We start from the raw sequence: 16,478 nt of genomic DNA, 5'->3' as shown, positions 1-16,478 counted from the left end.
CTCAGGCAGTGCGCAGATATGACATGACCTCTTCCTTGCATGATAGCCGGTATGCGTGGCTGCGGCTTGCGCTGACCCTTGCCATTGCGATGGTCGCCAATGTGGGCATGTGGGCCATCATCGTGATCATGCCTGCCGTTGAAGCAGAATTCGGCGTCAGCCGGGCGTCGGCAAGCCTTCCATATACCCTGACAATGATCGGATTTGCCGTGGGCAACTTTGTTGTCGGACGGGCTGTCGATACCTGGGGTGTGTCGCGTGTTCTGGTTGTCTGCGCCATCGCCATCGCGAGCGGGTACGGGTTGGCCACGCTCAGCGGGTCCATCCTGAGCCTTTCCATGGCGCAATTGCTGATCGGGTTCGGAACGTCTGTTGGCTTTGGTCCGTTGATTGCTGACATCTCGCACTGGTTCCTCAAACGGCGCGGCATTGCCGTGGCGATTGCGGCCAGCGGGAATTACCTGTCTGGCGCCATCTGGCCGATCCTGCTTGCAGACATTCTTGAGGATCAGGGATGGCGCGCGGCCTATGCGGTGCTGGCTATGTCCACGCTCGCCGTGGTCATCCCGCTGGCCTTTGCATTGCGCCGTCAGGTTCCGGACAGCGCTCACCAATTGGCCGAGGCCGCGTCGAGTGCGAATGCGGTCTCATCCGGCCTGTCGCCGCGGGCATTAAGCTGGCTTCTCGGCCTTGCGGGTGTGGGGTGCTGCGTTGCGATGTCCATGCCGCAAGTGCACATTGTCAGCTATTGTGTTGACCTTGGATACGGCCCTGCCGTTGGGGCAGAAATGCTGGCGCTCATGTTGCTGGGCGGAGTTGGGTCACGCTTGGTATCAGGTTTTCTGGCGGACCAGTTGGGGGGTGTTAAAACACTGCTTCTGGGGTCTGTCCTGCAATGCATTGCGTTGCTTCTGTACCTACCGTCGGATGCGCTGATCTCGCTCTATGTGGTCAGCTTGATCTTCGGGCTCAGTCAGGGCGGGATCGTCCCCAGTTACGCTGTGATCGTGCGGGAATACATGCCCGCACGAGAGGCCGGCGCACGGGTCGGGTTTGTCATGATGGCAACCATTCTTGGCATGGCGCTGGGCGGTTGGATGTCGGGCTGGGTCTATGATGTGACGGGCAGCTACCAGATGGCATTCTGGAACGGGATCGCCTGGAACGGGTTGAACATTGCCATCATGCTCTGGTTGCTCAGCCGCAGCAGATCCCAAGGGATGTTGCGCACAGCATGACCTACGGTGCGATAGGGGCGCTTACGCTGCCACAGCTGCGCTTCGGCTGCTAACCCGGTAAGGCGGGACGTGTCGTCCGCCCACGTCAGCCCTTGTCAGGCACCATGGGACCGCTGAGGTGATCCTCTCCCCGAATGCGGGCCAGTTCGATCTGTTTCTGGCGTTCGCGAAAGCGGGCTTTGTCCTCGTCGCTGGTCTCATCCACGCAGTGGTGGCAGCTGACGCCCGCCTCGTATTCCGGACGGGCTTGATCAGCGGGCAGAATGGGCCGACGGCAGGCGTGGCACAGCTGATGCGGCCCCACCTCAAGCCCGTGCCCTACGCTTACGCGCCCATCAAAGACAAAGCATTCGCCCTGCCACGTGCTGTCCTGCGCGGGCACCTCTTCGAGGTATTTCAGAATGCCACCCTTGAGGTGAAACACATCTTCCACACCCTGACCCAGCAGGTAGTTGGTCGATTTCTCGCACCGAATGCCCCCTGTGCAGAACATCGCCACCTTCTTGTTGTGAAAGCGATACTTGTTTTCTTCCCACCACGCGGGGAATTCACCAAAGCTGCGGGTATGCGGGTCAACAGCGCCGTCAAAGGTGCCAATGGCAACCTCGTAGTCGTTGCGGGTGTCGATGACGGCCACATCCTCGCGCCGGATCAGATCGTTCCACTCGGTGGGATCGACATAGTGGCCGACGCGGGCGGCCGGATCGACATCGGGTTGCCCCATAGTCACGATCTCGCGCTTCAGCCGGACCTTCATCTTGCCGAAAGGTGGGGTTTTGCTGGTGCTTTCCTTCCACTCCAGATCGGCGCAGCCCGGCAGGGCGCGGATGTGGGCCAGAACCGCTTCAATTCCCGCACGCGGTCCTGCAATGGTGCCATTGATCCCCTCCGGCGCCAGCAGCAACGTGCCCTTCACATCCTGTCCGCAACACAGCGCGGCCAGCGGCCCCTTGATCGCGGCAGGGTCATCGAAGCGGGTGAAGTGGTAAAGGGCGGCAATGATGTACATGGCCGCGAAATAGGCGATGGGTGTGCCCTTGCGCAAGGGGGCGGGCGGGTGTCACAACGTCGCCAGGCAACGCAAGGAGGCTGATCCATGACCCGCGCCCTTATCGTGATTGACGTGCAGAACGACTTTTGCCCCGGTGGCGCGCTGGCCGTGCCCGGCGGAGATGACATCGTGGCGGGCATCAATGCGCTGATGGCGGACTATGACGCGGTTGTTCTGACACAGGATTGGCACCCGACTGGACATTCTTCCTTTGCATCATCCCATAATGGCAAAGCCCCATACGAGATGATCGACATGCCTTACGGCCCGCAGGTCCTGTGGCCAGATCACTGTGTTCAAGGAACGGAGGGTGCCGCCTTTCACGCTGACCTGAACACGGGCCGTGCCGACATGATCGTGCGCAAGGGATACCGCCCGGCCATCGACAGCTACTCGGCCTTCTTTGAAAACGACCACGAAACGCCGACGGGGCTGGAAGGATACCTGCGCACACGCGGGATCACCGACCTGACCATGGTGGGGCTGGCAACGGACTTCTGTGTGAACTTCTCGGCGGTGGATGCGGCCAAGCTGGGGTTCAATGTGACCGTCCGGACAGACCTCTGCCGCGCCATTGATCTGGATGGATCACTGGCATCGGCACAATCCGGCATGACAGGGGCTGGCGTCACGCTGGCCTGACTTGCCCCCGTGCGCCAGAATGGGGCACAACAGGCCACCAAAGCCAAGGAAGCGCGCCCATGGTCGACATCGCCACCCGTGTCTGGAACCACAAATGGAAGATCGACCCGATCGTGCGGTCGCTCATCGACACGGATTTCTACAAGCTGCTCATGTGCCAGTCAGTGTTCCGGAACAAGCCCGACACGCAGGTGACATTCTCCCTCATCAACCGATCCAAACACGTCCCCCTCGCCAAGCTGATCGACGAGGGCGAGTTGCGCGAGCAACTCGACCACATCCGGTCATTGTCCCTGCGCCGCGGGGAAAGCACGTGGATGCGCGGCAACACGTTCTATGGCAAACGCCAGATGTTCACGCCAGAATTCATGGACTGGTTCGAGGCGCTGCGCCTGCCCGCCTACCACCTCGAACGGCGCGAGGATCAGTACGAGTTGACCTTCGAAGGGTCCTGGCCCGAAGTCATGCTGTGGGAAATCCCCGCGCTTGCGGTTCTGATGGAGCTGCGCGGGCGGGCCGTCCTGAACGAAATGGGCAAGTTCGAGCTCGAGGTCCTCTATGCCCGCGCCATGACCAAGCTCTGGGAAAAGATCGAACGCTTGCGCGGCCATAACGGGTTGCGCGTGGCCGATTTTGGCACGCGACGGCGGCACTCCTTCCTATGGCAGGACTGGTGCGTGCAGGCCATGGGCGAGGGGCTGGGTGCGCAATTCGCAGGCACATCGAACTGCCTGATCGCCAAGAACCGCGATCTGGAGGCCATCGGCACCAACGCGCACGAGCTGCCGATGGTCTATTCGGCACTGGCACAAACAGACGCAGAACTGGCACAAGCCCCCTATGACGTGCTGAGCGACTGGCACGACGAACATGACGGCAACCTGCGCATCATCCTGCCCGACACTTATGGCACCGAAGGGTTTTTGGCCCACGCCCCCGACTGGCTCGCAGGCTGGACGGGCATCCGCATCGACAGCGGAGATCCCGCAACGGGGGCCGAAGTGGCGATCAAATGGTGGCAGGACCGCGGCGAAGACCCGCGCGAAAAGCTGGTCATTTTCTCGGACGGGCTGGATGCAGACAAGATCATCGAATTGCACCAGCAATTCGCGGGCCGGGTCAAAGTGTCCTTCGGCTGGGGCACAATGCTGACGAACGATTTCAAAGGGCTGACCCGCGACGACCGCCTCGCCCCCTTTTCACTGGTGTGCAAAGCGGTGTCGGCCAATGGGCGGCCCACGGTCAAGTTGTCGGACAATCCCAACAAGGCGATGGGGCCGGAGGCCGAGATCGAGCGGTACAAGCGGGTGTTTGGGGTGGGGGAGCAACGGGCGTTGGAGGTTGTGGTTTAAGTCCGCAGCGACCGCGCCGATCCGGCAACCTTGACAAGGCCACAATGCCCACCGCCGACCCCAACAAGACACTGATCCAGCGATGTCGAGGGGTGGGTTACAGACCAAAGCCAGCGTTCAAGACAATCGCCAAAACCAGCCATATCGCCAGCCCGGTCGGGCGGTCTGGTCATGCACGGCGGCTTCGCCTTGAGTCCGTGCTGGAATGCGGTGTGATTGCCTTTGGCTCGGCGCAGATGTCAGATGGTTCGCGTCGGTTGGCTGGTGCCTGACCGGAGCAGACATTCCTCCAAGAAATCTGATGGCAGCTGTGCGAGACAAAGCGGCCCTTTGGGTCTCGGCGACCAATGACGGCTTTGCCCACATTCGACCTATGCTCTTCCTGGTGACTATTCCGACGCAGGTAGAACTGAAGCTACGTTACGCACCGTTTCAGCCTATTTCATAGTGGCTGACATCATCCAGTGCTCCTTTTCGCTCCATTCGAGAATATCGGACAGAATCCCGACTGTGCCGTCGTCTCGGACATCAGCAAGAACCTGAATTGCATTGCGGAGTACATCAATGAAGCGGTGAAAATCGGCGCAATGGTTCGCAAGCATTTCATCTGTCGTCTGGGCGGTCGCATCCTGGGTTGGATTGGATAAGACAAGCAGCTCATCCAATGATGCGGGTGCTTTGCTCCCCAGCACACGCAACCGTTCTGCGATCGCATCGAGGAACCCGTTGAGCGTCTGGTATTGGGTCTCAAACATGGCGTGCAAGCTGCGGAAGTTTGGACCTTCCACATTCCAATGATAGCAGTGGCTCTGCACATAGAGGCGGAAAACCTTGCCCAAGACCGCCTTTATCGTGTCTTCCTTGACTGAGTTTGATTTCATTCTTTGTCCTTTGATTTCTGTCTGCTCGCGTGAACAACGCTGTAATCGTGCCCGCCATCAAAGAAGTCGATGGCGGGCACGGCATAGCTTTGACCTTAGGCAGAGCGTCCCGAGTAAGGGCTGGTTTACAGAGCCGCTGCCTTGATCTGTGCCACAGCTTCTTCAGTGCTCCAGACCGCGTTAGCGATGAAGCGGAAGTTGATGAGGGCAGCGAGGTACCCATCCCCCTCCGGCAGTTGCGCCGCAGCCGTCGCATCCCGCACCACGGCCACTTCGAAACCCTTCTCGATCAATTCGCGCATATGCGATTCCGTGCACAGGTTGGCCGACATACCTGCCAGAATGACTTGATCCACGCCCTGCTTACGCAGTTGCAGCGACAGGTCGTTGGTGTCGTTGCCGTACATCTTGTGGGGCGAGGTCACGATGGTCTTGCCATCGTTGATGTAGGGCTTGTATTGCTCCAACCAGTCTGCGCCCGAGCCTTCGAAACCTTCAATGTCCAGAGGGCCCTTACGGTCAAACATACCGATATTGTGCATTAGTTTTTCCAACGCGCCTTCGAACTTCCAACCATGGTCAGTTGGATAGTAGTAGTGCGGAGACACGGCGGTGGTGATGTCGTACTCTTTGGCCGTACGGAACAGCGTTTCGATGTTTTCAACCGTGTTGTGTTCAGTGACGGACGCGCCGATCACGCCCCAAGTCACACCATCGGGGCTGAGGAAATCGTTCTGTGGGTCGGTCACGACAAGGGCTGCGCGGCTCAGGTCGAGCTTCATGTCAGAGGGCGGCAATGCAGGTTCGGCCGGTTCAGCATAGGGGTTGGCCTTGACTTGCGCGTGAGCGGTTCCTCCCAGCGCAGTGGCAGCAGCCGCTGCAGTCCCTGCCAGTCCGGTGGTCAACGCCGCGCGACGTGACAGTTTCTTGCCGCCGTGGTCATGGTCATCACAATTGCACATAAGGTCTTTCCTTCTTTGGATGTATCGAGAAGCCTTGTGTGTGACAGTCGGTGTGCCTTTTCGTCTTGATTTGGACCAGTCAGGAAAATTTTCGTGACGGCAGAGGAGTTTAAGGCCAAAATCATCGGATGAGCTACGACCACATTTTCGATCAACTCGACATCCGTACGGAACCGTTTGCCATCTGTGAGATCCACGGAACCTGCCATGTTGCCCTCAAGCCAGATGCGGCGGTGACCCTGCACTATATCCTGTGCGGTGAGGGCCAGATCACGATGCGGGGGCAGGCCCCGATCAGAATATCCAAGGGCAGTTTGGTTTTGATCCCTTCACTGAACAGCCACGAGGTCTTGAATGACGGCGCGACGGTCGTGCCTGGACCGTCTTGCAAACCAGCAGCGCTGAACTTGGCGCAGGTCCTTAAATCCGCCCCAGATGAAGGTGACGGCAGTGCCAGCCGCCTGGTCGCACTTTGCGCGCACGTTAATATTGGGCTGATGGGGGCCACGGATGTGGTCAACTTAATCCGTGAGCCGTTGGTAACGCGTGCCGAACCCGGCAGCGACCTGATGGTATTGGTCGACACATTAATGCGCGAAGTGTGCGAGCCAAGCGTCGGCAGCCGCGCTTTGATCCGGGTTCTGTTGATGCAGGCTGTGATTGTCATGATGCGCAAGCGAATGACTGAGCAGGCAGGGACGTTGGATTGGATGGCCGCGCTGCGTGATCCGATGCTGTGGAAAGCGTTGAACGCGATGTTGGACAACCCGGGCAATCCGTTTTCCGTAGAGTCTCTCGCGGATATTGCAGGCATGAGCCGGGCCGCGTTTGCGAAGCGATTTTCTGAAGCGTATGGCGCAGGACCGATGGAGCTACTGCGCAATCTGCGGGTGCGCAAAGCAGGCGACCTACTGCGCAATACAGATTTGCCAATGAAAAGAGTGGCTGAATCTGTTGGGTTTTCCAGCCGCAGTGCCTATAGCCGCGCTTTCGAAGCGACATCCGGCCAAAGCCCCAGTGCATTCCGCAAAGCCGTCAGAAAACCGTGACACCGGTTATCGCCTTTGTCGCGTTTGGCACTCATTCGTGCATCAGGCAGAACAAATAGCCCAAAGCCGACATTGGTTCGAACTGCAGCACACAGCACTCTGGGCTCGAACCGGCCATCTGCAATTAGTTTGCAAAGTCGGCTTGCTCCGCCTTTTGACAACTATTGTTGTGGAGACGAAGGTCGGAAATTTAACAAGAGTAAGAGTGCCCTCCATCCCCAAACCCTAACAAACGGTAAAACCTTCTCTATAACCCATTGAAATCCCATGATCCGAAATCCGTCCCACCATGGGACACCTGATTTCTCCGGGGCCCATCACCCCTCGATCCGGCCCCTCAGGGCCTTCACGTCCCCCCGCATTTTCTTGGCCTTCAACCGGCGTTTTTTTGATCCCAAAGTCGGCTTCGTCGCGATCCTTTTTTCGGCACCACCAGCGCCTTCCGGATCAGATCCACCAGTCTCTGCCGGGCAATCTCCCGATTTCTGGCCTGGCTGCGCGTCTCATCACATTGAATGATCAGCGCCCACTCGGTCGTCCAGCGCCGCCCCGCCAGCCGCCGCAGCCGCGTCTTGACCGGGCCGGGAAGGGAGGTAGCGGAACCAAATTCATCAACTGCCAATTTGGGGAAGATCGAGCGACCCACCCAAATTTCATCTTTGCTCACACAAAGAATGGGCGCGACAGAATTGCCGACGACACAATCATCGCGGATTGAAATGCCGCAAATACACCGTCGGCAGTGGAATTTATTGGAATAAACGTAAGCGATGTTTTGCAAGACACCATGCCGCTGCATGTCAGTCGCAACTTGGGGCGTGCGAGCGAAGCACCAGTCGTTGTGAGCCATACGCTTGATGCCGGTGAGACTGATACGTTTACAATTGAACCCGGCTTCCGGCCATCATCAGTTCACGTAATGGTGGACGTGAACAATGGTAACCGCTTGGGGGCTTCACACGGTGCTTTCTCGTGGACCCGCAACGGCGTCAGGAATGACTTTTTGCACATATTCGCTGCGGCTGAGGATGGAGCGGCTGAACGAGGCTCAATTGTTGGTCCCGCTTCGCCGGAAGTTGTTCAAATAGTGAATCCAGCCAAAGGCAATCCGACGGTAGTGTTGAGTTCAATGCATGGCGCTACAAGGTTTCAGGCTCAAACCGGTCACTGCGACAGAGTGGACTGTCATTCGGTTCTTTTTAATACCCTTGAAACAGAACAAGTTGGGGCTGCTGAGATGATTGATGTGGCTGACAACGTTGACGTTCGCCTGTAGCGATCTCTTTCCTGCGAGGGCGGATGTATATCCGGCTTGAAAGCCTGGGCAACGACCATCACCAGGTGGCGTACGGCCTAAAGCAAATCGCGCCGGCGTTGGAGTTTTTCTCCTCCATTCTGTAGGTCGATGCAGATTCGGCACAACTTGGGTCTGCGCTCTATCGCTCTACCTCGCTCGCATTGGACCCGGGAGCAGCCCAACTCGAAAATGGTCACGACCTTACTGTCTTTGGACAGTTTTTTGGAAGTGAACTCACAGAACTGCAGGGGCATCGCTATGTCGAACTTGGAAGTGGCGGTGCAGGGCACGAACAAAGCCATGACGCACACATGTTCGTTGTCGAGGAAAATGGCGACACAAGCGCGCGGTTTTTCCTGTCCTCTTTGCAACAAGCCAACCAGACCTTGGATTTGGACCTGTTTGCCCTGATGGCGATCCCGGACACGGTCGAGGTGTCGATTATCGGGGTTGAGGACCAGGGCGTGCAGGATTTGATCGGAGCGGATGTTGAACTTTACAATGTGCCGTATTTTCTCAATCCGACAGGCACGCTCACGACGACCCAGACAAGCACCACAGTAAATTTTTCGACAGGTGTTCTTTCAGATGTCGTGCTCGCCAGCTACGAAATTGCGAGGCTTGAATTCGACATGTATGAAACCCGCACCGACGGCACTGCGACCTCTGAAAACCTGATTGCCGAAGCCGCCACGGGCGACATGATTTTTGCCAACAGTGGCAATGACTGGATTCGATCAGGACATGGCCGCGACTTTGTCCATGGTAGCGACGGCAACGATGCAATCTACGGCGGAGAAGGCGCGGACATTCTGAACGGCCGTTCAGGAAACGACTACATTGTTGGAGGAGACGGGATCTTTGCCGACCGGCTCTTTGGTGGTTTGGGAGACGACACTCTCCTTGGCGGTGAGGGCAATAACACATTGGAGGGTGAGACCGGGAGCGACGTCCTAACCGGTGGCCTGGGATTTGACAGTGTTTTCAGGTGGTGCAGGTGATGACACGCTGTCTAGTCTAAATGGTTTTGACCTTTTGTTTGGCGCCACAGGCGATGATGATTTGTCTGGCAATTCAGGCAATGACACTCTGAGTGGTGGTGACGGGAATGACAGGCTTCGAGGCGGTCAGGGAGCTGATGTCTTTGTGTTTGAGAGTGGGAACGACATTGTTCGCGACTATTCTTTGATTGTTGATGCGCTCGAAATCGAAGCTGACTTACTAGATGAAGTGACACCTCAGGGCAGTGATTTGGCCAACTACTCTAATGTTGTGAATGGAAACCTCGTGCTCGATTTTGGCGATGGTCACACCCTGACAATCAACAACGTGACGAACGTTGACCAACTGTTCGATGATGTCATCTATATCTAGTAAGACGTGCGCGTCGTACGCGGTGCGTGGAGCATTTCCGTTTACGCCTACTGCAGGCTTCAACGGAATTTCCTGCGTACTCAATAGTAAGGTAGCTTTGGGGCCGCCGATTATGGCCCTCACCTAGGCCAATCGATATCGGATACACTAGAGCCAACCCTCCTGCATAAATCAAAACTCGGCCTCTTTCCCAATGACCACATTTCATGGATCATCACGCCAGCTGCTTCACAATCATCCAGTAGTTGCAGCATTATGTCATTGCTTTGATAACTTGGAGCTGGATCACCCGACGGATGATTATGCACTAATATGATGGCGCTCGCGTTTATGGTCCGATGAAGTTCCAGGCTACAAAGTTGCTGAAGTCCGGCACGCTTTTGCCATCATACATAATTCCGCGTGCACGCGCAGTTACAAGGCGGCGCAAGTCACGACGAATAGCCGAGATGTTTGACCTAATTTGAGCTTTCGCACAGCTATGTCACTGGAGTTTGACCATTCAATACATCACCGTGTTGAGCGTGATGGAAACAGGTACACCATCTTCGACCTGTGCACTGCCGCGCGCAAGCAGCCAGCCGTCTTCGCGCTCCAAATGCGCAACGACCCGTAGGGTTGGCGAAGCGGAAGAGCTTACGGGCCTTGTCAGGGAAAATACGATCTGACGTGACTTACCGTTGCTTTCGACCCGTATTTGTTGGTCCCCAAGCCGCTTTTTGGCCTGATTGGCAGGGTCCTCCAGAAAGATCTCAATTTGGCCTTCTGGGATAACCTTGCCACCCTCATATGTCACGCCGCCCTGCATATCTCTAGATTGAGCTCCCACTGTTCCGGCAACCACGGCAACACCCGTTAACACTATCCCGACGGACAAGGTACGGCGATTGATCTGGGGTGTCATTGCGGCATCTCCCTTAGCTGATAATTCGATTGCACAGAGCCTGCTGGTACCGGAAAGGGCGCATTGAAAGCGCCCTTTCCACAGCGCGTCAGATGATAATGAAGTTATCTGCCGACAGGTCCAGATTTCTACTCAGTTGCGCAAACTGGATTGCGTCACCATCACCCGAGCCATCACCGTCATAAGACAACGCACCGCTGTCGGTGTTATAGATGATACGGTCATCGCTGTCGCGGGCAACACCCATTGCACTGCTGTGGAACGCTCTGAATGACAGCGCGCCGTCGTCGCCCAACTCCTCGAAGATAAGACTGTCCAGAATGATTAGATCCTCATTGGCTTCGAAATCCCTTATCTGGTCGACATTGCCCTCCCCGAGCTCTGTGGAAAAGCGGAATGAATCCTCTCCCATTCCACCAGTGAGCATATCAGCCCCCAGCCCACCATCCAGCAGGTCGCTGCCTCGACCTCCGAGCAGTACATCGGCACCGGCCTCACCTGGTTCAGCAGGCGCTGGCGGGAAGTCGACCGAGACGTTGAGCGTATATGTCGAGCCTTCTGGGACGGCTTCCGTCCAGCCACCTTCCGTGGACTCTGCCGTCCAACTGCCTTGCAGGATGTAGTAGGTGCCGGTTTCTTCAACGACATAAACCGTGCTTGAGTCCCGGATAGAGGTGGAGCCGGGGTCGCCACCGCCATCGTCATTCTCGGTAACGATATCCCCATTGCTGTCCAGGAGCCGAATCCAACTGTCGTGCACGTTTGGATCGGCGATTCCATCGACGTCGATCGACAGGATTGTGCCGGCTGCAAGTTCGATGCCGTAGTATCCGCCCTGGCCATTCCCTGTGGCTTCGACGGTTGTGTGAAGCACGGTTGTCGAGTCGAAGATGTTTGGGTCTTCAACCAGCGAAAAGTTGTCTGAAATGTCGAATGCAGTGGCTATTGAATTGTTCGTCGCATCCGGTCCAAGCGTGGTGTAGCCGGTGCCCATTCCGGGTGTCGGTAGCGCGTCGCCCTGATAGGCGAAATCGCCGAGCAAGGTGTCATCTCCATTACCACCACGCAACGTGTCATCTCCCCCCTGTCCAGTCAGAACGTTGGCGGCTGCGTCCCCCACGAGTCGATCATCGAAGCCAGACCCGGCCAGATTTTCGATCGAGACATAGGTATCTCCTTCGGATGTTTCATGGCGCAGATTGAGCATGACCCCGCTGGTCGCAGCGGAATAGTCTGCCGTATCACTGCCTGAACCGCCATCCAGCAAATCGCCGCCGCCGCCACCAGTCAACGTGTCGTCACCTGCGCCTGCAGACAGCCCGTTCACTTGGTCGTCGCCAATTAGCCAGTCATCGTGAAACGAGCCCTGCACATTTTCAAAGCCGACGAGGATGTCGTGCTCGATCGCTGTACCGCGGCCTACGATCTGAACAGGTCCAGTGGCATCGCCGCCCATTGCCATGCCATTGGCGAGGTCGACCGTTACGCCGCTTGAGCTGTTTCTGTAGACGACAGTGTCGATGCCTTCGCCACCGTCTAGATAGTCCTGACCGGCGCCGCCGATGATCACGTCATCGCCACCTTCGCCGTACAGAATGTCACCGTCTCTGCCGCCGTCCAACGTGTCGTTGCCATCACGGCCGTTGAAAACGTCTCCGCCACCCTGACCGATGAAGTGGTTGGCCGCGGACGTCCCGATAAAGCGGTCGATGCGGTCATCGGATCCAATCAGGCCCTCAATGCTGTAGAATGTGTCGCCCGATGCGGTGCCGCCATTGGCAAAGTTGGTTTCAAGATTGACGATAAGTTGAAATGGGCTTTCGCGACTGTAATCAACGGTGTCGCTGCCCGCGCCACCCCTGAAGACATCGACGCCAGCCTGGCCGCTCATCATGTCGTCACCATCACCACCATCTAGAAGGTCGTCGCCCTGCCCACCCAGAATGGTGTCGTTGCCATCGCCGCCATAGAGGGCGTCGTTGCCGTCATCGCTCTCGGTCTGGTCCTCGAGATCTTCAATGTCGATGGTGTTGTTGATGTCGCGGCTGGCAAGAGAATCCGTGCCGCCAATTATGATGTCATCGCCGCCAAGCCCAAAGATGGTATTGTCGCCTGCCCCCCCGTCGATCATCTCATCGGTATCGTCACCGAATATGATGCTGGTCAGCGTGTTGTCGCCAGACGCGGGAGGGGTGTCACCATCATCCTCTTCCAATTCGGTGATTGAGCCATCGACATAGATGATGTTTTCGACATTTGCGATATTTCCGATTTCCAGGTCTCTGGACATCACAATGACGGTATCATTGCCGCCGTCCAACTCTTCGCGCACCACGTCGTCGAGGGAATCCACGAAATAGACGTCGTCACCGCCGCCCCCGGCCATCCGGTCACCGCCACCGCGGCCATCCAACACGTTGTCGCCGTCATTCCCGATCAGAATGTCGTCATATTGGCTGCCGATCCCATTTTCGATGTAGTATTCGGTCTCGTCCTCATTGTGGCCCGCAAAGATGGATACGTTGTTGTTGTGGCCATTCACGCTGGAAAACTGCCCGGCGCGCATGTCCAGGATCGTGCCCGCGATCGAGCCGGAAAAGTCCATCGTATCGGTGCCACCGGTGTCATGGATGACAAAGCCGATATCGCGCTGCATCCCCGACGAGGTGAGTTCGTAGCCGTATTTCGTGCTGTTGAACCCATAGACATCATCGCCGGTGTTCAGATTGATTGTCTGATAAGTCCGCACGCCGTCTTCGTCGACGGTCGAGAAGTAGGTGCGGATGACAGCCTCGATATCACCCATCAGCGGGGTCGCTGCGGACCAGCGCGTGTCTTCGCCCACATCGATCCCGTCGAAATAGGACATGACGCTGTATTGCTGCCGGTCATAAGTCCAGGTGGCGTTGTTGAGATAGTTGATCTGCACGCCGCCGGGGCCGCTGTAGTTGTAAAGGCCGGGGTGGTTCAGGCCGAACTCATGGCCAAATTCGTGAATGAAGGTGTCAAAGACATAGCCGCCAATATCGGTCAGATTGGGCTCGGTGTCGTGGAACCTCTGCCCAACGCTGATGTACCGGTTGCTAGAAAAGGCGCTGCCATCACTTTGCTCGCCAATCTCCGGGCTGACGATCTCCATCCAGTCCGTGTCTTCGTCGTATGGTGTGTCATAGACGATTTCGAATTCGAATGGCGTGACCGACGCCCACATCTCGAGCGCGCCAACGGCGGCTTCTTGATAATCGGGATGGTTGCTGAGCTCGGAAACGTTGATCCGGAGCGGTTCTGCGGCGATCTCTGGTGTCAGGCTGCGCGGCAGTGCGCCGAGGTAATCGAGATAGGCTTCGTAATCTTCACTTTTTCCAAAAGGGTTGTCTGGTGTCTGATCGTTGACCCACCATGGTTCACTGGCATCGTCGGTGTTGATTTGCACGTTGGTCGACGTTTGGCCTGACCCTTCATCGGCGGGCGAACCTGGCGCCTCGGACGTGTTGGCGGCGTTTGTGGATTCGGTAGAGTCGCCCGACTCGACAGGAGCCGCGGCGTTTTCGTCGAGTGCCGCAAGATCGGGCATCATCGCTGTAAGAGCGACTGCTTCACCCAAGTTCACCTGGAGCCCAGTCTCTTGAAGACCGATCTTTCCAAAAGAAGACTCTTGTTCGGGGCCGTACCCCAGTTCGCACATCATGCACATTTTCAGATTATCCTTTTGTAAAGACGCCCATGTCGTGAGTTCAGGTCGCCGGGGAGAAAGAGTGACGTTCAGATGCTTTGTTGATCACGTCAAAATGGTTAGACTCCTTGCGTTTAGGGCAGCCGATCAAAGCAGCGCGTGGATTCAGAGAAGACCACTGACTTCGCGCCAGGCTGCGATAGTCCACTTTCCTCTCTTGAGACCGGTGACCCCCAACATCTCATTCCAGAAGGATCGCCGCGTCACAGCCCCTGGACGAAACGCAGCACTGTCAAAGCTGGGATGGTCTTGGCCGAAATTTTGGTCATCACAGTCTTGGCCTTTGTCAAAAGGATTGACCGGCGTCCGCTCGTTCCTCCGCCACTGGTCGCTTGTTTGGTTCGGAGATTGCAACTTCAGTGACTCCTTGAAGAACAACCGAAAGCTGTTACGGCCGTCCAGGTTCGACAAAGCCAGTTATCAACGGGCTTCGCGTGTGCTGACTTCGATGGCAAAGGGGCTGTCTGAAAAACGTGACACCTTCATCAAAAGTTGATGCGGCGTTTCTGGCGTAGAGAAAAATCTACCTACGCTTGTATTTTCGAGATTTGGGCATTGAGTTCAACTGGAAATCTGGATCGCCGCACTATCGGCGAAATTTGGCTTGGCAACTGGAGCGTATGAACAGAATGGTCGTCCCATCTTTAATGCTAAAACCCGGCTGGCCTTGTGAAGCGCACGAGCGGAGGCTCCTCGCGGTTATGCCGCAGGACAGCAGATGTTTCTGTGCATCGAATGTCTCTTATGACGGGTCGCGCTGCAGCATGACGCACGCATGACGAATGGCCGCAATGGGCCGACAGCGCTTGTCGGACGGGTAGATTGAGAGGCAAGTCTGCTCCGAATCCGATATCTGGAAAGAGCCAACATTTGAAACTGCTTCGCCGAACCAATGAGACGCTTTGACTAGACGCGAGATCAACGAGCGATCATTCGATCAAAACGGTTTTGATGATCTCGGTCTGCCCAGCCGTTTCGGGCCGGTTGAGATCGGTCAGGCGATATCTGATCTCGTACTGCCCGGGCTCTTGCAGCGGAAAGCCCGTTACAACTCCGGTGCGCCAGTAGTCGTCACGGATTGGGACGCTATGGATTGGCTGCCCGGTAAACCGCATGGCATCGTTCTGTGCGCCAATCACGTTGCCCTCGGCGTCCCGCAACTCAATATCCAACCTGACCTCGTAGCTGGCAAGCGGTGTGCCGGGTAGGTCGCGCCCTACATAGTCCAGCATCGCATGGAGCATGATCATCTCGCCCGGAGCAAAGGTTGTGCTGTCGCGAGGTACGACTTGTCGTTCGCTCGTCCATGCGTCGGGAACAATCAAGTTGTTGGAAACGACAACCACACCCGGCATCAGGGCTTGTGTTGCGAGGGCTGCACCGTCGATGGAGATCTGCTTAAGATGCGGTGCCTGGAACTCCGCGGGCGTGTCTAGGACGTGCTCAACTACCTTCGTGTAACAGGCGCTGCGCTCAGGGGCGCCTTCAACGGTCGCGACATAATAAACAGGCACTGCGACATCCGCATCTTTGGCGCTGCGGATCAATTGGCAGAGGGGTGCTCGCAGGATCGTCTCGGCGCCATCAAAAGGGGGCTTCTCAGAGGCAACAAGTGTGTCGAGCAGGGTGTCGAACTGTCCGGCTTGGTCGGGGCGCAGGTTGACAGTGAAGAGCCAAGCGAACGGCGGGTCGCCCTCAACAGACGCCGCGACCTCGGCCACGCGTTCCATTGTGGTTGGATCCTTCCCGATCTTCCAGTAAATCCGTTCGCTGGCCTCCGCAACGGCGATGCGCCAATCCGCTTCTGAAAAATCAAAGGCGCCGCCCTGATTGCGGAGCGCGAAGTAAGCCGAAGGCATGGGTTGCCGAGTTGTTTCCTGAGCCAAAGCGACGATAGGTGCTCCAAAGACGGCCAACGACAGAGCAATTGCAAGCCTTTTCATCATGCCGCTAGCGAAGCCGGAACTGCGAGAGCTGTCAATCGACACAGGGCAT

Annotated in this window: 15 protein-coding genes and 1 pseudogene; 8 read left to right on the top strand and 8 right to left on the bottom strand. The window is 57.0% G+C overall.

Annotated features, from left to right (window positions below):
* Window positions 1–23 precede the first annotated feature (23 nt).
* On the top strand, window positions 24–1,238 hold the full coding sequence (locus ACZ1HN_RS04460) for an MFS transporter (protein ID WP_299555779.1): 1,215 nt from the start codon (window positions 24–26) through the stop codon (window positions 1,236–1,238).
* 85 nt (window positions 1,239–1,323) lie between these two features.
* Here the strand turns inward: ACZ1HN_RS04460 and trhO are convergent, their stop codons facing one another.
* Entirely contained in the window at window positions 1,324–2,247 is a 924-nt protein-coding gene (gene trhO / locus ACZ1HN_RS04455) for an oxygen-dependent tRNA uridine(34) hydroxylase TrhO (RefSeq protein WP_472729276.1), read from the bottom strand.
* Window positions 2,248–2,334: 87 nt separating this feature from the next.
* On the opposite strand from trhO, the gene pncA reads away from it, so the two are divergent.
* Genes pncA through ACZ1HN_RS04440 form a run of 3 tightly spaced genes read left to right on the top strand, consistent with a single transcriptional unit; the run spans window position 2,335 to window position 4,555 of the window.
* Window positions 2,335–2,931, top strand: a complete 597-nt coding sequence (pncA, locus tag ACZ1HN_RS04450; protein ID WP_472726622.1) for a bifunctional nicotinamidase/pyrazinamidase — start codon at window positions 2,335–2,337, stop codon at window positions 2,929–2,931.
* Window positions 2,932–2,990: 59 nt separating this feature from the next.
* Window positions 2,991–4,283 (top strand): nicotinate phosphoribosyltransferase, encoded by a 1,293-nt coding sequence (gene pncB, locus ACZ1HN_RS04445; protein ID WP_472726621.1) that lies wholly within the window; start codon window positions 2,991–2,993, stop codon window positions 4,281–4,283.
* A 44-nt stretch (window positions 4,284–4,327) separates the two neighbouring features.
* On the top strand, window positions 4,328–4,555 hold the full coding sequence (locus ACZ1HN_RS04440) for a hypothetical protein (protein ID WP_472726620.1): 228 nt from the start codon (window positions 4,328–4,330) through the stop codon (window positions 4,553–4,555).
* Window positions 4,556–4,720: 165 nt separating this feature from the next.
* Here ACZ1HN_RS04440 and ACZ1HN_RS04435 read toward each other — a convergent pair whose 3' ends face one another.
* Together ACZ1HN_RS04435 and ACZ1HN_RS04430 are read right to left on the bottom strand one after the other, a co-directional pair.
* Window positions 4,721–5,122, bottom strand: a complete 402-nt coding sequence (locus tag ACZ1HN_RS04435; protein WP_472726619.1) for a Dps family protein — start codon at window positions 5,120–5,122, stop codon at window positions 4,721–4,723.
* A gap of 167 nt (window positions 5,123–5,289) precedes the next feature.
* Window positions 5,290–6,126: a cysteine hydrolase family protein gene (locus tag ACZ1HN_RS04430; protein WP_472726618.1), complete on the bottom strand. Its 837-nt coding sequence runs from the start codon at window positions 6,124–6,126 to the stop codon at window positions 5,290–5,292.
* A gap of 128 nt (window positions 6,127–6,254) precedes the next feature.
* Between ACZ1HN_RS04430 and ACZ1HN_RS04425 the strand changes: the two genes are divergently transcribed.
* Window positions 6,255–7,175 carry a helix-turn-helix domain-containing protein gene (locus ACZ1HN_RS04425; protein ID WP_472726617.1) on the top strand — a complete coding sequence of 307 codons (921 nt, stop codon included), beginning with the start codon at window positions 6,255–6,257 and terminating at the stop codon, window positions 7,173–7,175.
* A 317-nt stretch (window positions 7,176–7,492) separates the two neighbouring features.
* Here the strand turns inward: ACZ1HN_RS04425 and arfB are convergent.
* Window positions 7,493–7,767: pseudogene (arfB, locus tag ACZ1HN_RS04420) on the bottom strand (alternative ribosome rescue aminoacyl-tRNA hydrolase ArfB); the annotation flags it as partial.
* Window positions 7,768–8,094: 327 nt separating this feature from the next.
* Here arfB and ACZ1HN_RS04415 point away from each other — a divergent pair.
* The 3 genes from ACZ1HN_RS04415 to ACZ1HN_RS04405 all read left to right on the top strand — a co-directional run bounded on the left by ACZ1HN_RS04415 (window position 8,095) and on the right by ACZ1HN_RS04405 (window position 9,846).
* On the top strand, window positions 8,095–8,451 hold the full coding sequence (locus ACZ1HN_RS04415) for a hypothetical protein (protein WP_472726616.1): 357 nt from the start codon (window positions 8,095–8,097) through the stop codon (window positions 8,449–8,451).
* A 332-nt stretch (window positions 8,452–8,783) separates the two neighbouring features.
* The gene (locus ACZ1HN_RS04410) at window positions 8,784–9,473 is read left to right on the top strand and encodes a calcium-binding protein (protein ID WP_472726615.1); all 690 of its coding nucleotides are present in this window, start codon (window positions 8,784–8,786) and stop codon (window positions 9,471–9,473) included.
* Window positions 9,433–9,846 (top strand): calcium-binding protein, encoded by a 414-nt coding sequence (locus ACZ1HN_RS04405; protein ID WP_472726614.1) that lies wholly within the window; start codon window positions 9,433–9,435, stop codon window positions 9,844–9,846. Before ACZ1HN_RS04410 ends, ACZ1HN_RS04405 begins: the two co-directional genes overlap by 41 nt.
* A gap of 119 nt (window positions 9,847–9,965) precedes the next feature.
* On the opposite strand, the gene ACZ1HN_RS04400 is transcribed toward ACZ1HN_RS04405, so the two are convergent.
* The 4 genes from ACZ1HN_RS04400 to ACZ1HN_RS04385 form a co-directional block, all read right to left on the bottom strand.
* Complete coding sequence (locus ACZ1HN_RS04400) at window positions 9,966–10,154, bottom strand: JAB domain-containing protein (protein WP_472726613.1); 189 nt, start codon at window positions 10,152–10,154, stop codon at window positions 9,966–9,968.
* A 194-nt stretch (window positions 10,155–10,348) separates the two neighbouring features.
* Window positions 10,349–10,750, bottom strand: a complete 402-nt coding sequence (locus ACZ1HN_RS04395) for a hypothetical protein (RefSeq protein WP_299204357.1) — start codon at window positions 10,748–10,750, stop codon at window positions 10,349–10,351.
* A gap of 88 nt (window positions 10,751–10,838) precedes the next feature.
* Window positions 10,839–14,360 (bottom strand): M10 family metallopeptidase C-terminal domain-containing protein, encoded by a 3,522-nt coding sequence (locus tag ACZ1HN_RS04390; RefSeq protein ID WP_472726612.1) that lies wholly within the window; start codon window positions 14,358–14,360, stop codon window positions 10,839–10,841.
* A 1,052-nt stretch (window positions 14,361–15,412) separates the two neighbouring features.
* Complete coding sequence (locus ACZ1HN_RS04385) at window positions 15,413–16,429, bottom strand: hypothetical protein (protein WP_472726611.1); 1,017 nt, start codon at window positions 16,427–16,429, stop codon at window positions 15,413–15,415.
* Window positions 16,430–16,478: the final 49 nt, after the last annotated feature.

The organism is Tateyamaria sp. GN1-10 (assembly GCF_055693845.1).
Note: the sequence above shows the minus strand (reverse complement) of the source record. Positions and strands in the feature narration are given on the sequence as shown.

Excerpts from the sequence above, each read along its gene's own strand:
- ACZ1HN_RS04410 (WP_472726615.1), top strand. The coding sequence starts at position 8,784 with ATGTTCGTTGTCGAGGAAAATGGCGACACAAGCGCGCGGTTTTTCCTG.
- trhO (WP_472729276.1), bottom strand. The coding sequence starts at position 2,247 with ATGTACATCATTGCCGCCCTTTACCACTTCACCCGCTTCGATGACCCT.
- pncA (WP_472726622.1), top strand. The coding sequence starts at position 2,335 with ATGACCCGCGCCCTTATCGTGATTGACGTGCAGAACGACTTTTGCCCC.
- ACZ1HN_RS04430 (WP_472726618.1), bottom strand. The coding sequence starts at position 6,126 with ATGTGCAATTGTGATGACCATGACCACGGCGGCAAGAAACTGTCACGT.
- ACZ1HN_RS04460 (WP_299555779.1), top strand. The coding sequence starts at position 24 with ATGACCTCTTCCTTGCATGATAGCCGGTATGCGTGGCTGCGGCTTGCG.
- ACZ1HN_RS04385 (WP_472726611.1), bottom strand. The coding sequence starts at position 16,429 with ATGATGAAAAGGCTTGCAATTGCTCTGTCGTTGGCCGTCTTTGGAGCA.
- ACZ1HN_RS04425 (WP_472726617.1), top strand. The coding sequence starts at position 6,255 with ATGAGCTACGACCACATTTTCGATCAACTCGACATCCGTACGGAACCG.
- ACZ1HN_RS04395 (WP_299204357.1), bottom strand. The coding sequence starts at position 10,750 with ATGACACCCCAGATCAATCGCCGTACCTTGTCCGTCGGGATAGTGTTA.
- pncB (WP_472726621.1), top strand. The coding sequence starts at position 2,991 with ATGGTCGACATCGCCACCCGTGTCTGGAACCACAAATGGAAGATCGAC.
- ACZ1HN_RS04415 (WP_472726616.1), top strand. The coding sequence starts at position 8,095 with ATGGTGGACGTGAACAATGGTAACCGCTTGGGGGCTTCACACGGTGCT.
- ACZ1HN_RS04440 (WP_472726620.1), top strand. The coding sequence starts at position 4,328 with ATGCCCACCGCCGACCCCAACAAGACACTGATCCAGCGATGTCGAGGG.